The sequence below is a fragment of the Agrobacterium tumefaciens genome (assembly GCF_009649785.1).
GTDB classification, from domain to species: Bacteria; Pseudomonadota; Alphaproteobacteria; order Rhizobiales; family Rhizobiaceae; genus Agrobacterium; species Agrobacterium tumefaciens.
This window is the reverse complement of sequence record NZ_WJOK01000012.1, coordinates 1-15059: the sequence shown is the minus strand read 5'-3', so window position 1 is coordinate 15059 and position 15059 is coordinate 1. Positions and strand designations below refer to the sequence as shown.

The 15059-nt window shown below is 59.5% G+C and carries 17 protein-coding genes; 5 read left to right on the top strand and 12 right to left on the bottom strand.

What is annotated here, in order from left to right; all coding sequences use genetic code 11:
• Nucleotides 1-16 precede the first annotated feature (16 nt).
• From GH784_RS14225 to GH784_RS14215, 3 genes are read right to left on the bottom strand one after another with little or no spacing between them, the layout of a single operon-like run.
• Nucleotides 17-394 (bottom strand): Na+/H+ antiporter subunit C, encoded by a 378-nt coding sequence (locus tag GH784_RS14225; protein WP_003509263.1) that lies wholly within the window; start codon nt 392-394, stop codon nt 17-19.
• Nucleotides 394-813 (bottom strand): Na+/H+ antiporter subunit B, encoded by a 420-nt coding sequence (locus GH784_RS14220; protein ID WP_065702640.1) that lies wholly within the window; start codon nt 811-813, stop codon nt 394-396. The genes GH784_RS14225 and GH784_RS14220 overlap by 1 nt, the downstream gene beginning before the upstream one ends.
• Nucleotides 810-3179, bottom strand: coding sequence for a putative monovalent cation/H+ antiporter subunit A (locus GH784_RS14215; RefSeq protein WP_065702641.1), 2370 nt, complete (start codon nt 3177-3179; stop codon nt 810-812). Before GH784_RS14215 ends, GH784_RS14220 begins: the two co-directional genes overlap by 4 nt.
• Nucleotides 3180-3384: 205 nt before the next feature.
• Between GH784_RS14215 and msrB the strand changes: the two genes are divergently transcribed.
• Both msrB and GH784_RS14205 read left to right on the top strand, forming a co-directional pair.
• Nucleotides 3385-3792, top strand: a complete 408-nt coding sequence (gene msrB, locus GH784_RS14210; RefSeq protein ID WP_003512009.1) for a peptide-methionine (R)-S-oxide reductase MsrB — start codon at nt 3385-3387, stop codon at nt 3790-3792.
• Between the two features lie 115 nt (nt 3793-3907).
• Nucleotides 3908-4534: a LysE family translocator gene (locus GH784_RS14205; RefSeq protein ID WP_065702642.1), complete on the top strand. Its 627-nt coding sequence runs from the start codon at nt 3908-3910 to the stop codon at nt 4532-4534.
• Nucleotides 4535-4554: 20 nt separating this feature from the next.
• Here the strand turns inward: GH784_RS14205 and GH784_RS14200 are convergent, their stop codons facing one another.
• The 5 genes from GH784_RS14200 to GH784_RS14180 all read right to left on the bottom strand — a co-directional run bounded on the left by GH784_RS14200 (nt 4555) and on the right by GH784_RS14180 (nt 7099).
• The gene (locus GH784_RS14200) at nt 4555-5052 is read right to left on the bottom strand and encodes a GNAT family N-acetyltransferase (protein WP_003512007.1); all 498 of its coding nucleotides are present in this window, start codon (nt 5050-5052) and stop codon (nt 4555-4557) included.
• Between the two features lie 107 nt (nt 5053-5159).
• The gene (gene trhA, locus GH784_RS14195) at nt 5160-5828 is read right to left on the bottom strand and encodes a PAQR family membrane homeostasis protein TrhA (RefSeq protein WP_065702643.1); all 669 of its coding nucleotides are present in this window, start codon (nt 5826-5828) and stop codon (nt 5160-5162) included.
• A 188-nt stretch (nt 5829-6016) separates the two neighbouring features.
• Nucleotides 6017-6337, bottom strand: a complete 321-nt coding sequence (locus tag GH784_RS14190) for a TraR/DksA family transcriptional regulator (RefSeq protein ID WP_003512004.1) — start codon at nt 6335-6337, stop codon at nt 6017-6019.
• A 61-nt stretch (nt 6338-6398) separates the two neighbouring features.
• Nucleotides 6399-6809: a universal stress protein gene (locus tag GH784_RS14185; protein WP_065702644.1), complete on the bottom strand. Its 411-nt coding sequence runs from the start codon at nt 6807-6809 to the stop codon at nt 6399-6401.
• A 41-nt stretch (nt 6810-6850) separates the two neighbouring features.
• A complete protein-coding gene (locus GH784_RS14180; RefSeq protein ID WP_141680483.1) occupies nt 6851-7099 on the bottom strand; it encodes a hypothetical protein in 249 nt (82 codons plus the stop codon).
• On the opposite strand from GH784_RS14180, the gene GH784_RS14175 reads away from it, so the two are divergent.
• The gene (locus GH784_RS14175; RefSeq protein ID WP_065702645.1) at nt 7082-7942 is read left to right on the top strand and encodes a VOC family protein; all 861 of its coding nucleotides are present in this window, start codon (nt 7082-7084) and stop codon (nt 7940-7942) included. The two genes, GH784_RS14180 and GH784_RS14175, sit on opposite strands and share 18 nt — an antisense overlap.
• An 83-nt stretch (nt 7943-8025) precedes the next feature.
• Nucleotides 8026-9210, top strand: a complete 1185-nt coding sequence (locus GH784_RS14170) for an AI-2E family transporter (protein WP_013635695.1) — start codon at nt 8026-8028, stop codon at nt 9208-9210.
• A gap of 7 nt (nt 9211-9217) precedes the next feature.
• Here GH784_RS14170 and GH784_RS14165 read toward each other — a convergent pair whose 3' ends face one another.
• From GH784_RS14165 to GH784_RS14150, 4 genes are all read right to left on the bottom strand, one after another.
• Nucleotides 9218-10294, bottom strand: a complete 1077-nt coding sequence (locus tag GH784_RS14165) for a bifunctional transcriptional activator/DNA repair enzyme AdaA (RefSeq protein WP_003512000.1) — start codon at nt 10292-10294, stop codon at nt 9218-9220.
• 116 nt (nt 10295-10410) lie between these two features.
• On the bottom strand, nt 10411-11136 hold the full coding sequence (locus GH784_RS14160; RefSeq protein ID WP_013635693.1) for a polysaccharide deacetylase family protein: 726 nt from the start codon (nt 11134-11136) through the stop codon (nt 10411-10413).
• Nucleotides 11137-11188: 52 nt separating this feature from the next.
• Nucleotides 11189-12097, bottom strand: coding sequence for a dihydrodipicolinate synthase family protein (locus tag GH784_RS14155; protein WP_065702647.1), 909 nt, complete (start codon nt 12095-12097; stop codon nt 11189-11191).
• Between the two features lie 105 nt (nt 12098-12202).
• Nucleotides 12203-12604: a DUF930 domain-containing protein gene (locus tag GH784_RS14150; RefSeq protein WP_003511997.1), complete on the bottom strand. Its 402-nt coding sequence runs from the start codon at nt 12602-12604 to the stop codon at nt 12203-12205.
• 223 nt (nt 12605-12827) lie between these two features.
• Between GH784_RS14150 and GH784_RS14145 the strand changes: the two genes are divergently transcribed.
• Nucleotides 12828-14927: a S9 family peptidase gene (locus tag GH784_RS14145; protein ID WP_065702805.1), complete on the top strand. Its 2100-nt coding sequence runs from the start codon at nt 12828-12830 to the stop codon at nt 14925-14927.
• Nucleotides 14928-15059 lie beyond the last annotated feature (132 nt).

Genomic DNA, 15059 nt, shown 5'->3' with positions numbered 1-15059 from the left:
CTGTGCCCCGCCCCGCTCAATAACCGAGCGGCGGCAAAGGCTCGCCTGCCGGTTCTGCGGTGCGCATTTCGTCGGTGTCGTCGGTCTGCAATTCCTGGAACGCGCGCCAGGTCAGCACCAGCAGGAAACAGAAGAAGGAAAAGGAAATGACGATTGCCGTGAGGATAAGCGCCTGCGGCAGCGGATTGGCGGCACCCGCCGGCAGCGTGTCCATGCCGGGCGGAATGATCGGCGGCACTTCGCGCGTCAGCCTTCCCGCCGTGAACAGCAGGAGGTTGACTGCGTTGCCGAGAATGGCGATGCCGAGCAGCATGCGGATGCTGTGACGCGAGAGCATGAGATAGATCGCCACCGAAAAGAAGATGCCGACGAGAATGGAGAAAACAGCTTCCATCAGTCGCTATCCCTTTCTTCCAGAGCCAGCGCAATGGAGGTGATGGCACCGACCACGACGAGATAAACGCCGATATCGAAGGACATGACGGTGGAGAGTGGCACTTCCACACCGAGCAGGCTCGGATAGACCCACAGCCCGGTCATGAAGGGCACGCCGGCTGCAATCGAGACGAGACCAGACAACATCGCCAACAGCAGCCCCGCGCCGACAATGGACAGCGGATGGTACACGATGGCGCGCCGGACTGCGGCCACACCATAAGCGATGCCGTAGATCGCCAGCGCCGAGACCGCGATCAACCCGCCGATGAAACCGCCGCCCGGCTCGTTATGGCCGCGCAGCAATACAAAGATGGAAAACAGCACCATGAGGCTGGTGACCACGGGGGCGACGGTGCGCAGGATAAGCGTGTTCAAGCCCGCGCTCCCTTCTTCTTCGCTATTTTTGCTGGTCCCTTGATGGCAGCAGCCGGGCGGATGCGGATGAGCGCGAGAATGGCCAGGCCTGTTATCATCACCACCGCAATCTCGCCCAGCGTATCCGTGCCGCGGAAATCGACGATGATGACATTCACCACATTCGCCCCGTGGGCGATGACCTTGGAATAGGTGTTGTAGAAATCGGTGAGGCGATTATCGAACGACGCTTCCGTCGCCCGCATCAGGAACAGGGCAAAGCCGGTTCCGCAGGCAATGGCGATGGTGCTGTCCAGAAGCTTCTGGCCAGGGCCGCGGTGGTCTGACGGCGACAGGCGAAGCCTTGTCATGACCAGCGTCAGAATGACCACGGAGAGGGTTTCGACCATGAATTGCGTAAACGACAGATCGGGCGCGCCGAACAGCAGGAAGATGACCGCCACCGCAAACCCCTGAATGCCGAGCGCGATGATGGCCGTAAGCCGGCTGGACGCCGTGAGCACAGCGACAAGGCCCGCAACCGCGATGCCAATGAAGGTCAGCTCATGGATTTTAATGTCGTGCGGCCACGCCGGCATGGACGGCAGTTCGCCATAGAGAAACAGCGGCGCAAGCAGCACGACGGCAATGACGGCGAAAGTGGCGGTGACGTAAAATTCCAGCCTGCCGGGCTGGATAAGCCTGACAACATGGAACGAGATTTTGACCAGCGTTTCGATGAAAACATCGAAGCCCCTGTCCGGCCCTGCACCCAGCGCCTTGAAGGTGCGCACCATCAGGCCGCGAACGGCGGAAAGCTGCATATAGAGGACGATGCCGAGCGCGATGGTCAGCAGCGACAGGCCGAGCGGCACGCCGATATGGGGAATGAGCGAGATTTCCACCGGGCGCGCCTCACCCGCGATCGCGCTTGCCATCGGCGTCGAAATGTAAAAATGCGAAAGGCCAGCGAAGAGAGCGATGGTCAGCCCCTTTATCGCCAGCAGCGCCGGGCCGAGCCACAGCAGCAGTGGTCCCTCATGCGCGTGTTTCGGGGTTTTCACGGGCTTGCCGAGGAAAGGTTTCAGCGCCACGGCAAAAGCGACGGCAAACATCAGCGCATTGCCGAGAATGGCGATGCCGGTGAACAGCACGGCACGCGGATTGCCATGCGCCAGCGCATAATAAATCTCTTCCTTGGCGAGAAAGCCGAAGAAGGGCGGCAGGCCGGCCATGGAGATGGCCGCTGCCAGCGCTGCCGCAAAGGTGATCGGCATGGCCTTTCGCAAGCCGCCGAGCTTCGTCACATCGCGGGTTCCGGTCTCGTGGTCGATGATGCCGGCAACCATGAACAGTGCGCCCTTGAAAAGCGAATGCGCCACCAGATAAAGCACAGCCGCCTCGATCGCGTGGTCCGAGCCGAAGCCGGTCAGCATCACCAGCAGACCGAGCGAGGACATGGTGGTATAGGCCAGCATCAGCTTCAGGTCGGTCTGGCGCACGGCCAGCAGCGCGCCGGTCAGCATGGTCAACCCGCCGAAGAACGGCAGCAGGATCTGCCAGGCAGCGGTATCGCCGAGAACGGGGTTGAGGCGCATCAGAAGATAGACACCGGCCTTCACCATGGTTGCCGAGTGCAGATAGGCCGAAACCGGCGTTGGTGCCTCCATCGCGTTGGGAAGCCAGAAATGGAACGGAAACTGCGCCGATTTGGTGAACGCGCCGCCGAGAACCAGCAGCAGCGCAGCCAGATAGAACGGGCTGTCGCGTAATATATCGCCGCCACGCACCAGCATGGACAATTGCGTCATGCCGCTCATGTCCCAGATGAAGATCAACCCGGCGAGCAGCAGCAGACCGCCGCCGCCCGTTACCACCAGCGCCTGTAAGGCGGCACGGCGTGCGGCCGGGCGCGCATGGTCGAATCCGATCAGCAGGAACGAGGTTATCGAGGTCAGTTCCCAGTAAACGAACAGCATCAACAGGCTGTCCGAAACCACGACGCCCAGCATCGCGCCCATGAACAGAAGCAGGAAAGACAGGAAGCGGCCCTGCTGCGGATGCCCCTTCATGTAACCGCCGGCATAAAGCACGATCAGCAGACCAATACCGGTGATCAGAAGTGCAAAGGTCAGCGACAGGCCGTCGATGAACCACGAAAAGCTGAGGTTGAAACTTGGAACCCAGACGTAACCGCCCGTGACCACGCCGCCAGCCGCCACCTGCGGCAGCATCAGTGCGAAGTGGACAAAAGCCAGCGCGGGCGCGATCGCCAATATCCAGACGGCATTGTGACCTAATCTTTTCACCAGCATCGGTGCGGCAAGCGCTGCCAGAAACGGCAAAAACAGCGACAGGAATGTCAGCTGCGTGACATCTGATGTCATTCACATCTCCCAGGGCTTCCCCTACCCCTGTACGCCCATGAATGGCGTTCTTTTCAAATCGTATTTTTCAGTTAAGGCATAGACACCGCCATCTCAACCCAAATCGACTCTCATACCTGCCCATAACGTACTCGTTATGACAGCTGCCCTCTTTCAATCTGCAGCACCGATGCCTATTTCTGGCAGGAACAGAAAGGATCATTCCATGAGCGATCTGACATCCCCGAAAGTGAACAAGAGCGATGCCGACTGGCGCGAGCAGCTGACGCCGGAGCAATATCGCATCCTGCGTGAACACGGCACCGAGCGCCCATTTACCGGTCCCTACTGGGACACGTTCCAGAAAGGCCTCTATCGCTGCGCCGCCTGCGACGAACCGCTGTTCCTCTCCGATACCAAATTCGATGCAGGTTGCGGCTGGCCGAGCTATTTCGAACCGGTGAAACCGGGTGCGGTGACGGAACATCGCGATGCGACGCTTGGCATGGTGCGCACCGAAATCCGCTGCGCCAATTGCGGCGGCCACCTCGGCCACGTCTTCCCGGACGGCCCACCGCCCACCGGCCTGCGTTATTGCATCAACGGCCATTCGATGGTCTTCGAACCGATCTGATGAGAGACGGGTAACGGCCGGCTGCCTGCCGGCCTTGTTGCGAAGAAAATGACCGTCTCGACAGCCGGACCGGAGAGTGAGATTATCGCGATCTCACTCCTTCCGGATCACCATCATGGCGCTCGAAACCATCCTCATATTCATTCCCGCCTGCTTTGCCCTGAACATGGCGTTCGGGCCCAACAATCTCCTGTCGATGACGGTTGGTGCGCGATACGGCATGGCAACGGCAATGATGGCCGCGAGCGGCCGGCTGGTTGCGTTTGCGGGCATGATCGCGATCGCCGCTTTGGGCCTCGGCGCACTTTTGATGGCTTCCGAAATGATGTTTTCGCTGATCAAATGGATCGGCGTTCTCTACCTGCTGTGGATCGGCTTCAAGCTCATCCGCTCAAGGGCGGATGTCACCGCTCCCGATATCTCCTCGGGCAACGGAAATATTCTCAAGACCTATCTGCGGCAGGAGTTTTTTGTCGCCTCCGGCAATCCGAAGGCCATCCTGATCTTCACGGCCTTTTTCCCGCAGTTCATCCAGCAGGACGCCTATTGGCAGAGCTTCGCCACGCTCGGCACAATTTTCCTGCTGCTCGAGGTGGTGGCGATCACCGTTTATGCCTTTGTCGGTTCGCGACTGTCCGGTCTTATGCGCAATGCGCGCGCCCTGAAGCGCGTCAACCGGATCAGCGGCTCGATGATGATGGCTTTCGGTGTCATGCTGGCCTTCGCCCGGCGCCCTGCCTAAGAGAAATCCCGGCTCACATACTAGTTCAGTTTAAGCTCCATGCAGGTCAGGTCCAGCCAGCGGCCAAACTTGGTGCCCACTTCCGAAAACCGGCCGGCAACGGTGAAACCGAGGCTTTCGTGCAGGCGGATGGAGGCGGCGTTTTCCGATTCGATCGCGGCGATCAGCACATGCACATCGTTGCCGGAGGCGTGGTCGATGAGCGCCTGCATCAGCCGCTTGCCGATGCCGTGGCCGCGCGCGTCCTTGTGGACATAAACCGAATGTTCGCGGGTGTGGCGATAGCCGTCGAAGGCGCGCCAGTCGCCATAGGAAGCGTAGCCGGCAACCTTGCCGTCAAGAATCGCGACTATCACAGGAAAGCCGCGTGACTTGCGGGCGGAAAACCATTCCTTGCGGTTTTCCAGATCGACCAGCACTTCGTTCCAGATCGCCGTCGTGTTCAGGACCGCGTCGTTGTAAATCTCCATGATGCCGGAAAGATCGTCCACGGTGGCATCGCGCAGTTCCAAACTCATTATCGTTCGCCCTCATTCTTGTCTGCATCGCGCGCCCGACGTTCCGGGGCACGACCTTCAGGCGAGCATTAGGCGATGACGCGGATGGCTGTCCAGTGCTCTCTAGCTCAGGAAGACATGGGAACGAGGCTGAAGGAAGTGACCACGGCAAAATAGTGGACAACGGCGGCGGCAACGACGAAACCGTGCCAGATGGCGTTCTGGAATCGCAGCTTTTCCCAGACATGGAAGACCACGCCGAGCGAATAGATGACACCGCCAGCGACAATCAGCCAGAGCGTGACGGGGGCCAGATGCGTCGAGAGTGGCTGCACCACCATGATGCCGCTCCAGCCCATGGCGAGATAAAGGCCTATGGCGACCCGGTCGTAACGGCCGGGAAACAGGCATTTGAGCAATATGCCACAGATGGCGGCAAGCCAGATCAGCGCCAGCATGGTGGCAATCAGCGGCTCGTGGATACCGCGCATCAGGAACGGCGTGTAGGTGGCGGCGATCAGGATGAAGATCGCCGAGTGGTCCAGCCGGCGCAGGAACCATTTTACGTTGGAATGCGGCCAGATATTATAGGTGAAGGACACGGAAAGGCAGGCGACAAGGCCGATTCCGTAAATCCAGGCGGCCGCGATGGCGCTGAGGCTGCCCCAGACGGTCGCGTAAAAAATCAGCGCCGTGGCGCCCACCAGCGCAAAAACGATACCCACGCCGTGGACGATACCATCGGCGACAATCTCGTGAAAATCATACTGGCGACCAAACCGCCACACGTTACTCATAGTCCATTCCCGTTTGCCTGCTTGTGGCCAAGCATGACGGCAATATTAGACAGGAACAAGACAGCAGCCGGTTAACGGCGATCAAATTGCGTTCCGGGCTGTTGCGAAAGGAGAGGTTGAGCGGTGGCCTCGCCGTTTCCCTCATTCCTGCGCTTGTCACAGGAATGAGGAGGGAAAAAGGAGCGCCCTCACAAGGCCGCAGCGCATTCCTGGCAGAACGGCGTATAGGGCACGGCTTTCAGGCGGTCTTCCGAAATTTTCTTGCCGCATTTGACGCAGGTGCCGTAGGTACCGTTCGCGATGCGGTCGAGTGCGGCGTCGATGGCGCGCAACTCGTCCTGGCCCACCTGCCCTATTTCATCAAGCACCTCGTCATTGCTGCGTTCAGCGGCGCGGTCGTCGTCATCGGGGTTGCGCGGTTCTTCGAAATCCGCCTCGATTTTGTGCAGGCGGCTGTAAAGCTCGCGCTGGCGGTCGCGCAGGATTTTCTCGTAACTTTCGACATTCATGGTCTTCTCCTCCAGCCGGTGCGGGCGAAAATCGCCCGCAACCCCAAGATTTCAACTCACTTTACCTGTCAATCAGCACCGAGCACTTGGCATGGCGCACCACGCGGTCGGCGGTGGCGCCGATGAAATAATTGGTAAAGTCAGGCATATGCGATGCGATGATGATGAGATCGGCCTTGTGCTCTTCGGCAGCGGCAATGATTTCACGCGCCGGCGCGCCGCTTCTGATTTCGTGCTTGCCCTTGAAGCCGGCCTTCGCCTGAATATCCGCAAGTTTCGTCTTGGCATCCTTGATGGCATTTTCGATGAGGTCTACCGGCAGGTCGATCGCCATATAGCCGGGCAGTTCCTCAACCACATTGATGAGGACGATCTCGCCATCGGCATCCAGCAGCGCCTTGGCCTTGGCGAGAATCTTCTCTCCCTTGTCGATGGCGCTGAGGTCTACCGGTACGATGATTTTCTTGTACATGGCTATCTCCTTTGGCGTAATCTGCCGTTCACGTGTCGGGCTCATATTTCCCTGCCGATGCGCCCTTCGCCTTGATTGAAGTCAAAGCTGCGTCGGAGCAGCAACAGGGCCATTGTCAACGAATAGTGGACGGTCAATCGCCAGATGGCGATCTTTGCTGAACGACAAAACCCGCCCATATTCACCACAAATGAACGCCGCAAAGCGGCGTCGGCTGATGCAGACGCGCAAATCCGCGTCGTCAGCACGCCGGATTCAATATGGAGATTATGATGAGTGAAATCAAACAATTCGCCCTGACGCGGCCGGCTTATGTCGGTCAGGCTCATCTTGTCGTTCACGATCTGCCGCGCATTTCGGAATTCTACCAGAAAATCATCGGCCTCTCCGTCATCGAAAAAAGCCCGAGCGGCGAGGTTCTGGGCGTCAACGGCCAACCGCTGCTGACACTTTCCACCTCCGGCACGGTTGAACGCGCGCCGCGCAATGCCGCAGGCCTGTTCCACACCGCCTTCCTGATGCCGCGCCGCGAGGATCTGGCCCATTGGCTGGCCCATGCCGCGCACAACAATATCCAGCTTCAGGGCGCATCCGACCATCTGGTGAGTGAAGCAATCTATCTGGCCGACCCCGAAGGCAACGGCATCGAGGTCTATCGCGACCGGTCGCCCTCGGAATGGACCTACCAGCAGGACGGCACGGTGGAGATGGCCACGCTCCGCCTCGACCTACAGGCGCTGTATGACAGTGCGCCGAAAACGGCGTTCGAGGGCGCTGCCGATGGAACGGCCATCGGCCACATGCATCTGCAGGTCGGCAATATTCCGCAGGCAGATGAGTTTTATCAGGATGTATTGGGGTTGAAGATCATGGCGCGTTATCCGGGTGCCAGCTTCTTCGGCTCGGGCGCTTATCATCACCATGTGGCCGCCAATATCTGGAACAGCCGCGGCGCCACGGCCCGCAAGGACAACATGACCGGCCTTTCGGGCTACTCGCTGAAGTTCAACGATAGTGCGGCGCTCGATACTGCAATGGCCGCTCTCGACCGGCTGGAAATAGCTACGGAACGGCAGAGCGACGGTATTGTTCTCAAAGATCCGTGGGGCATAGGCCTGAAGCTTTCCGCGTAAAGACCACGGGGCGGCAGAAATTTTTGCCGCTCCGGAACCGCCTCATTTTTCGAACGTTTGATGTCTTATTGGGGGACAGTTCGATGAATGAGAATGCCAGGCCGGAAAATACCGGCATATTGGGCAATATCGGGCGGCGCGCCGCAAACGCTCCGTCGACGAGAGCCGACCCTTTCGAGGGTCTGGCGTCCGGCTCGCACCGTGACGACGCGCGCAGCCAGCAACCGCTCGGCCGAGAAGCGCTCGATGTGGCCGTTGCATGGTCGGTGATCGGCATTTTTCTCGTCGTCATGATGGCGGTCATTCATGAATTGTCTCTGATCCTCATACCGGTGGTGCTGGCGATTGTCGTGGGCATGATCCTCGGCATCGCGGCGGAAAAGCTCAGTTCCTATGGCATTCCCGGAGCCGGTGTGGCTGTCATTCTCTCCGGCCTTGTCGCGGCCGTGATGTTTTTCGTGATCAATTCGCTGATAGACCCTTTGTCGCAGCTCGCCTCCGAAGGACCAGCGCTGATCGAACGCAGTATGGACCGCTTCCTGCCCTATCTTCAAAGCATTCGATGGCTGAACATTTCGGCAGCGACCTTCAGCATGGGGTCGATTTCGATGGAGTCGCTGATTTCGCGCAGCGGCGAGATCATTTCCCTGCTCGGTTCCAACGTCACCCCCGCCGTCGTTCAGGGCATGATCTTCCTCGCCGCGCTTTTGATGTTCCTCTACAGCCGCCTGCGGCTGCGCAAGGCGATCATCATGGCCTTTCCGGCCCGGCACCAGCGGCTGAGGGCCATTCGGATCATCGCTTCGGTGGAAGAAGTGCTCGGCACCTATTTTGCCACGGCAGCGCTGATCTATGCGGCGCTGGGCGTGACGATGGTGGCGATCGCCTATTTCGGCGGGCTGGCCATGCCGCTTCTGTGGGGGCTCTTCGCCTTTCTCTCCAGCTTCGTGCCATTTCTCGGCATCACCGCCATGACGGTGTCGCTGGCGGTGGCAGGCATCATCACGCATGACAACATGGTGCTGGCGTTGCTGCCATCCGCGATCTTCTTCACCATTCACCTGTTGATGGAAAACCTGGCCTTTCCGGCAGTGGTGGGCCGCAACATGGAGATCAACCCCTTCCTCGTCTTCGTGATGATCATCTTCTGGACGTGGATGTGGGGTGCTGCGGGCGCCATGCTGGCACTGCCGCTGTCGCTGATCGCCATGACAGTAACGCGCGAGCTGTTTCCTTCACGCCGCATCGTTCCAAACCTGCCGGCCTGATGGCCGGTCAGGAGGCGAGAGGGATGCGGAGCTTATCGGCCATGCGCCGCTCGTGCTCGATCAGCCATTTCTTGCGCCACAGCCCACCGCCATACCCGGTCAGGCTGCCATCTGCGCCCAGCACCCGGTGGCAGGGAACGACGATGGCAATCTGGTTAGCGCCATTGGCGCGGGCGACGGCACGCACGGCGGATGGCCGTTGCATCGACGTCGCAAGCGAAGAATAGCTGACGATCTCTCCCGCCGGTATCTCCCGCAATGCGTGCCAGACATCGCGCTCGAAGGGTGTGCCGTGTCCGGCAAGCCGGGTTTCGAAGTCAGCCGAATGCCCGGCGAAATAGGCCGCGAGTTCTGCTGCGATCTGGCCGGTGACCGGCGTCCTGCCCAGCACCATATCCGCGCCTGTGCGGGCCTTCAGCCGCTTCAATTCGGCCGGAAGCGCTGGCCGGTCAGCAAATTCTAGAAGATGCAGGGCGTGATCATCGGCAACCACCAGCATCGGACCGATCGGCGTGTCGATCCAGTCGCCCTTCAGAAACCCCTTGCCCTTCATGGCGGCGGGAGAGGTGCCGAAGAACTGGTTGATGGCCGAGCGGAAACCGCTGCCGGATTCATATCCGGCATCGATCTGCGCGCCGATCACGGCTTCTCCTGATGCGAGGCTTGTCGCCGCATCTCCCAGCCGCCGCAACCTTGCGATTTCCAGAAAACTCATGCCGAAACGGCGTTTGAAGGTGCGGCGCACGGTGGAAGGGTCATGGCCCATCGCCACCACATCCTCCTCACGCCAGCGCCGCGCCGGTTCGCTTTCCAGCGCCGTCAGAAGGGTGGTGACGGTTTCATCCGCCGTGCCATAGGAAAGCATCGGCTTGCAGCGCTTGCAGGGGCGGAAGCCAGCTTCCAGACATTCGGCGATGGTTTCGCGAAACCGGCAGTTTTCGATCTTCGGCTTTCGCGCCGTACAGGTAAAGCGACAGAAAATCTTCGTCGAGGTCACGCACACATAGGCCACGCCCTCATAGGCGGGGTCCTTGTTAACAAGGGCGGAATATAGGGTTTCGGTGTCGGGGCGTTTGAACAGCATGGGAGGATGCTAGCGCAAATTTGCGCGGTATGCCGCCGAAAAACGGGCGTGGATGTGAGATGCTCATTTCCCTCGCTCCCGTGCTTGTTACAGGAATGAGGAGAGAGCCGCCCCGCTCAATTACCCGGCGGCGTAAACGACGGGTCGTCCAGCCTTGTGAACACCACGCCGCGCGCCTTCAGCGCCAGAAGTCCCCTCACCACGCCCTCACCCGCTTCGTGGGTAGGCTGATTGATGTGGGAGATGATGACGTCGCCGTCCTTGGCCGAAGCGATGTGCTTTGCCGTGGCGGCCGCGCCCAGAAGCGAGCCGCCATCGCCATTGACGGAATAACCCGCCACCCGCATGCCGAGCCTGTTGATGGTAGCCATGGACGAGGTGGTATATTTCGCCGTCGCACCGCGAAACCATTGCGGTTGAAGACCGGTCATGGCGACAATTGCCTGCCTGCCGCCCTCGACCTCCTGCTCGACTGCCGCTTCCGAACCGGCAGCGGCAATGCCGTAGATGGCAACGGGCTTGTCCACCGCTGGCACATGGTTTTCGCCGTGGTTTTCGATCTCGAACAAATCCGGATGCGCCATCATTACGGCAAGTGCTTCGCTATTGTGCTTCAGCCAGCGGGCAGTGACAAAGATCGTCGCCGGTATCTTTTCCTGCACCAGCGTATCGAGAATGCGATGGTCGGTCTTGCCCATGCAGGCGTCCAGAGTCATCGCCACCCGCACCCTGCCGTCATGCCTCGGCGTCATTTTCAGCGTCGGCTCGACGAGACCCGTCCCCGCGAAGGCGGCCGTGGAGAGCGACAGGAAGAGAGCGGCAAAGGGCAGGCTACGCAGCATTTTTCAGTTTCCGAAGGGTAAGATGTGGCAATCCGCCTGCAAAACGCCCGAATTATGGCGCGGCTTCCAGCGTTGACAGAGCGTTCAGCACCTCTTCCACCCGCTGGCGCTCCGCGCTGGTGAGCGACAGGATTGGCCGGGGCGGCTCGCATGCCGTTACCGACAAAGCATTGGCGGCGGCGTAGATCACGCGGATACTGCCGAATTCCTTGAAGAGCGCCCAGAGCGGCTGGAAGGCCAGATCGAGCCTGCGCGTCTCCTCCGCATCCCCGGCCTGAGCGGCGCGCATCAACCGCAATGCCGGAACCGGCAGCAGGCCCGCAACGACGCTGTACCAGGCATCGCCACCGGCAAGCGTTGCTTCCGCACATCCCCAGTCGCCGCTGTAACCGATGGCGAAATCATCCGTCAGTTTCGGCCGCAGCCGCGCAAGCTCTCCCGAATAGTCGGAATCGGCCGGCAGCGGCATCTTTATGGCACGGATATTCGGGATATAGGCGAGCCTGACCAAAAGCTCATCGCTGAAGGAGAATCGCGTCGTCGTCGGGTTGTTGTAGATGGCGAGCGGCAAATCGGTTGCGCCGGCGACGGCGGCGAAATGGTGATAGGCCTCTTCCTGAGTCAGCGGCGTATAGGAAACGGGCGCCAGAAGCAGCGCATCGGCACCGGCAGCTTCGGCGTCTTTCGCCAGCGCCACGGCCTCATCGGTGCGCAACGCGCCGACGCCTGCAATCAATGTGCGCCTGCCCTTGAGGACGGCATGGGCCGCCTCGACCGCGCGCCGCCTCTCGGCACGCGACAGATACATATAGGTTCCGGTGCTGCCGAGAATACCGATGGAATCGACCTCCGCCGCATCCAGCCGCTCGACGAGGGCGGAAAAGGCTTGGCTATCCACCTGCCCGGCCTCGTCAGCGGGCGTGATCGGAAAAGCCGAAAGTCCCTTGAATTGCTTCGCCATGTTCTCGCCCCTCAATTCGATCGAAGGACAGCGTTACAGACCCATTGGCAGGGCGGCAAGAAAAGCGGGGTTTAAACCGGCGACCGCGGACGAAGAATTCTCCGATCAGTCATAAAGATACAACTTCTTCCACTGCTCTTCGGGAATCTTGTCGCCGACACGGTAATCGAAGGACTGGATGGAGAGGCTGTCGCTTTTCAGCTGGCACTTGTATTTGAGCTTGTACCATTCACCGGCGCTTCTGAAGACTGCACCCGACGCCTTGATCGAATTCTTGCCAACCTCGGGATCACCGAAGGTATAGGCAATGACCTTATCCGGCTTCATGCCCTTCTGCTCCGTCGCGATCCGCTCCATCGCCTCTATGTCGCAACGCTGCTCCAGACGCTCCTCGGGGGCGAGCACGTTCAGCTGCCGCATGACGTTGGCGTCTATTGCGAAAGCGGGTGTAGATGCCTGCAAGGCAAGGAAAAACGCAGAAAGAGCAGCGGGAAGAAACTTTCGCATGGGATCCTGTCAGTTTTCGTTTGTTCTTATCGATGCACGGCAGGCCGGTGGCAGGCGCGTATCATCGCTGATTTGCCGGATATTGCCAAAATGTGATCGAAAACTGACGAAATTGTGCCCAAGCCTCATTTCACCTGTGGAGATTTGAAACTTGATCGGTGGTGAGGGGCACTCTACATCTTGGGTGCCGCCCACGCATTTTTCATACGAAAGCGAGTTTCCCTTGCCGATTTTCAAGAACCTGCCCGCCGCCCCGACCGCCGAAAAACGGCCCGTCCAGGATACGCATCACGGCATTACCCGCACCGATGACTACGCATGGTTCCGGGCCGATAACTGGCAGGCCATGTTCAAGGACCCTACCCTGCTCGACCCTGCCATCCGCGCCCATCTGGAGGCCGAGAACGCCTATATGGAAGCCGCAATGGGCGACACCAAGGCGCTTCAGGAAAAGCTGTTCGAGGAGATGAAAGGCCGGATCAAGCAGGATGATTCCTCTGTTCCGGTCAATGATGGACCTTATGCCTATGGCACGCTGTTCGTGACCGGCGGCGAGCAACCGCATTATTTCCGCACCCCGCGTGATGGCGGCGAAAAGCACGTGCTGCTTGATGGCGACAGGGAAGCGCAAGGCAAGGATTATTTCCGTCTTGCCGGCCTCGACCAGTCTTCCGATCACAGTCACGGCATCTGGGGTTATGACGACAAGGGTTCGGAATATTTCACGCTGCGCATCCGTAATCTCGAAACCGGTGAAGACCTTGCCGATGTCGTGGAAAATACCGGCGGCGGCGGGGCATGGGCGCCTGACGGCAAGAGCTTCTTCTATACGCTACAGGACGAAAACCACCGCCCCTCGAAGGTCTTCCACCACATCATCGGCGAGCCGCAGTCGGCCGACCGGCTGGTCTATGAGGAAAAGGACCCCGGCTTCTTCATGGGCGTTGGCGCGTCCGTGCTCGACGACTTCATCTTCATCGACATTCACGACCATGAGACCAGCGAGTACCGCATTCTTTCCACCAAGGACCTGATGGCCGAGCCTGTCGTGGTTGCGGAGCGCGAGGAAGGTATCGAATATTCGATGTGCGAAGGCGGCGATGTCTTCTACATCCTCACCAATGACGGCGATGCCAAGGATTTCCGCATCATGGAAGCGCCGGTGACCGCGCCGGGCAAGGAAAACTGGAAGGAGGTCGTGCCGCACGAGCCGGGTCGCCTCATTCTCTCCGTCGATGCCTATGCCCGCCATCTGATCTGGCTGGAGCGCCGCGACGGCCTGCCGCGCATCGTTATCCGCGATCGCCGCACGGGCGAGGAACATTCCATCGCCTTTGCCGAGGAAGCCTATTCGCTTGGCCTGCATGGCGCTGCAGAATACGACACCGATGTCATCCGCTTCTCCTACTCCTCGATGACGACGCCAAGCCAGTTGTTCGACTACAATATGGTGACGCGCGACCGCACGCTGCTGAAAACGCAGGAAGTGCCTTCCGGCCATAATCCCGACGATTACATTACCCGCCGCATCATGGCGCCTGCCCATGACGGCGAGTTGGTGCCGGTCTCGCTGCTTTACCGCAAGGATGTAGCGCTCGACGGTTCGGCCCCCTGCCTGCTTTATGGCTACGGCGCCTATGGCATCACCATTCCCGCTTCCTTCTCCACCACAACGCTGTCTTTGGCAGACCGTGGCTTCATCTATGCCATCGCCCACATTCGCGGCGGCAAGGACAAGGGTTTCGAGTGGTATGAAACCGGCAAGATGAAAGACAAACAGAACACGTTTAAGGATTTCATCGCGGCTGCCGATCATCTGGTCAAGGAAGGCTTTACCTCCTACGACCGCATCATCGCGGAAGGCGGTTCGGCAGGGGGAATGCTGATGGGCGCCGTCGCCAACATGGCCCCGGAAAAATTTGCCGGCATCATCGCTGCGGTTCCCTTCGTGGACGTGCTGACGACCATGCTTGATGACACGCTGCCGCTAACCCCGCCGGAATGGCCGGAGTGGGGTAATCCGCTGGAATCGGAAGAGGAATATCAGTGGATCGCCGCCTACAGCCCCTATGACAATGTCGGGGAAAAGCCCTATCCGCCGCTGCTTGCGCTTTCCGGCCTCACCGACCCGCGCGTGACCTATTGGGAACCGACCAAATGGGTGGCGAAACTGCGCGAAAAGACGACGGGGGAAGCCCCGATCCTGCTTAAGACCAACATGGCGGCTGGCCATGGAGGCAAGTCGGGCCGTTTCCAGCGGCTGGAAGAAATTGCCTTCGAATATGCCTTCGCACTGAAGGTCGCGGGCAAGGACACCGTCTGACACGCTGAATGCAGAAACGGGCGGCGATCCAATCGTCGCCCGATCTTATTTTGGACTAAAATACCTGCAAAAATCTCGTTATTGAATATTTTTTCCACAAATTATCATACGCATCTTTTATTTAAATAAAAT

Excerpts from the sequence above, each read along its gene's own strand:
- GH784_RS14205 (WP_065702642.1), top strand. The coding sequence starts at position 3,908 with ATGGCGCTCGAAACCATCCTCATATTCATTCCCGCCTGCTTTGCCCTG.
- trhA (WP_065702643.1), bottom strand. The coding sequence starts at position 5,828 with ATGAGTAACGTGTGGCGGTTTGGTCGCCAGTATGATTTTCACGAGATT.
- GH784_RS14175 (WP_065702645.1), top strand. The coding sequence starts at position 7,082 with ATGAGTGAAATCAAACAATTCGCCCTGACGCGGCCGGCTTATGTCGGT.
- GH784_RS14155 (WP_065702647.1), bottom strand. The coding sequence starts at position 12,097 with ATGGCGAAGCAATTCAAGGGACTTTCGGCTTTTCCGATCACGCCCGCT.
- GH784_RS14190 (WP_003512004.1), bottom strand. The coding sequence starts at position 6,337 with ATGAATGTCGAAAGTTACGAGAAAATCCTGCGCGACCGCCAGCGCGAG.
- GH784_RS14170 (WP_013635695.1), top strand. The coding sequence starts at position 8,026 with ATGAATGAGAATGCCAGGCCGGAAAATACCGGCATATTGGGCAATATC.
- GH784_RS14200 (WP_003512007.1), bottom strand. The coding sequence starts at position 5,052 with ATGAGTTTGGAACTGCGCGATGCCACCGTGGACGATCTTTCCGGCATC.
- GH784_RS14225 (WP_003509263.1), bottom strand. The coding sequence starts at position 394 with ATGGAAGCTGTTTTCTCCATTCTCGTCGGCATCTTCTTTTCGGTGGCG.
- GH784_RS14165 (WP_003512000.1), bottom strand. The coding sequence starts at position 10,294 with ATGCTGTTCAAACGCCCCGACACCGAAACCCTATATTCCGCCCTTGTT.
- msrB (WP_003512009.1), top strand. The coding sequence starts at position 3,385 with ATGAGCGATCTGACATCCCCGAAAGTGAACAAGAGCGATGCCGACTGG.
- GH784_RS14160 (WP_013635693.1), bottom strand. The coding sequence starts at position 11,136 with ATGCTGCGTAGCCTGCCCTTTGCCGCTCTCTTCCTGTCGCTCTCCACG.
- GH784_RS14215 (WP_065702641.1), bottom strand. The coding sequence starts at position 3,179 with ATGACATCAGATGTCACGCAGCTGACATTCCTGTCGCTGTTTTTGCCG.
- GH784_RS14185 (WP_065702644.1), bottom strand. The coding sequence starts at position 6,809 with ATGTACAAGAAAATCATCGTACCGGTAGACCTCAGCGCCATCGACAAG.
- GH784_RS14150 (WP_003511997.1), bottom strand. The coding sequence starts at position 12,604 with ATGCGAAAGTTTCTTCCCGCTGCTCTTTCTGCGTTTTTCCTTGCCTTG.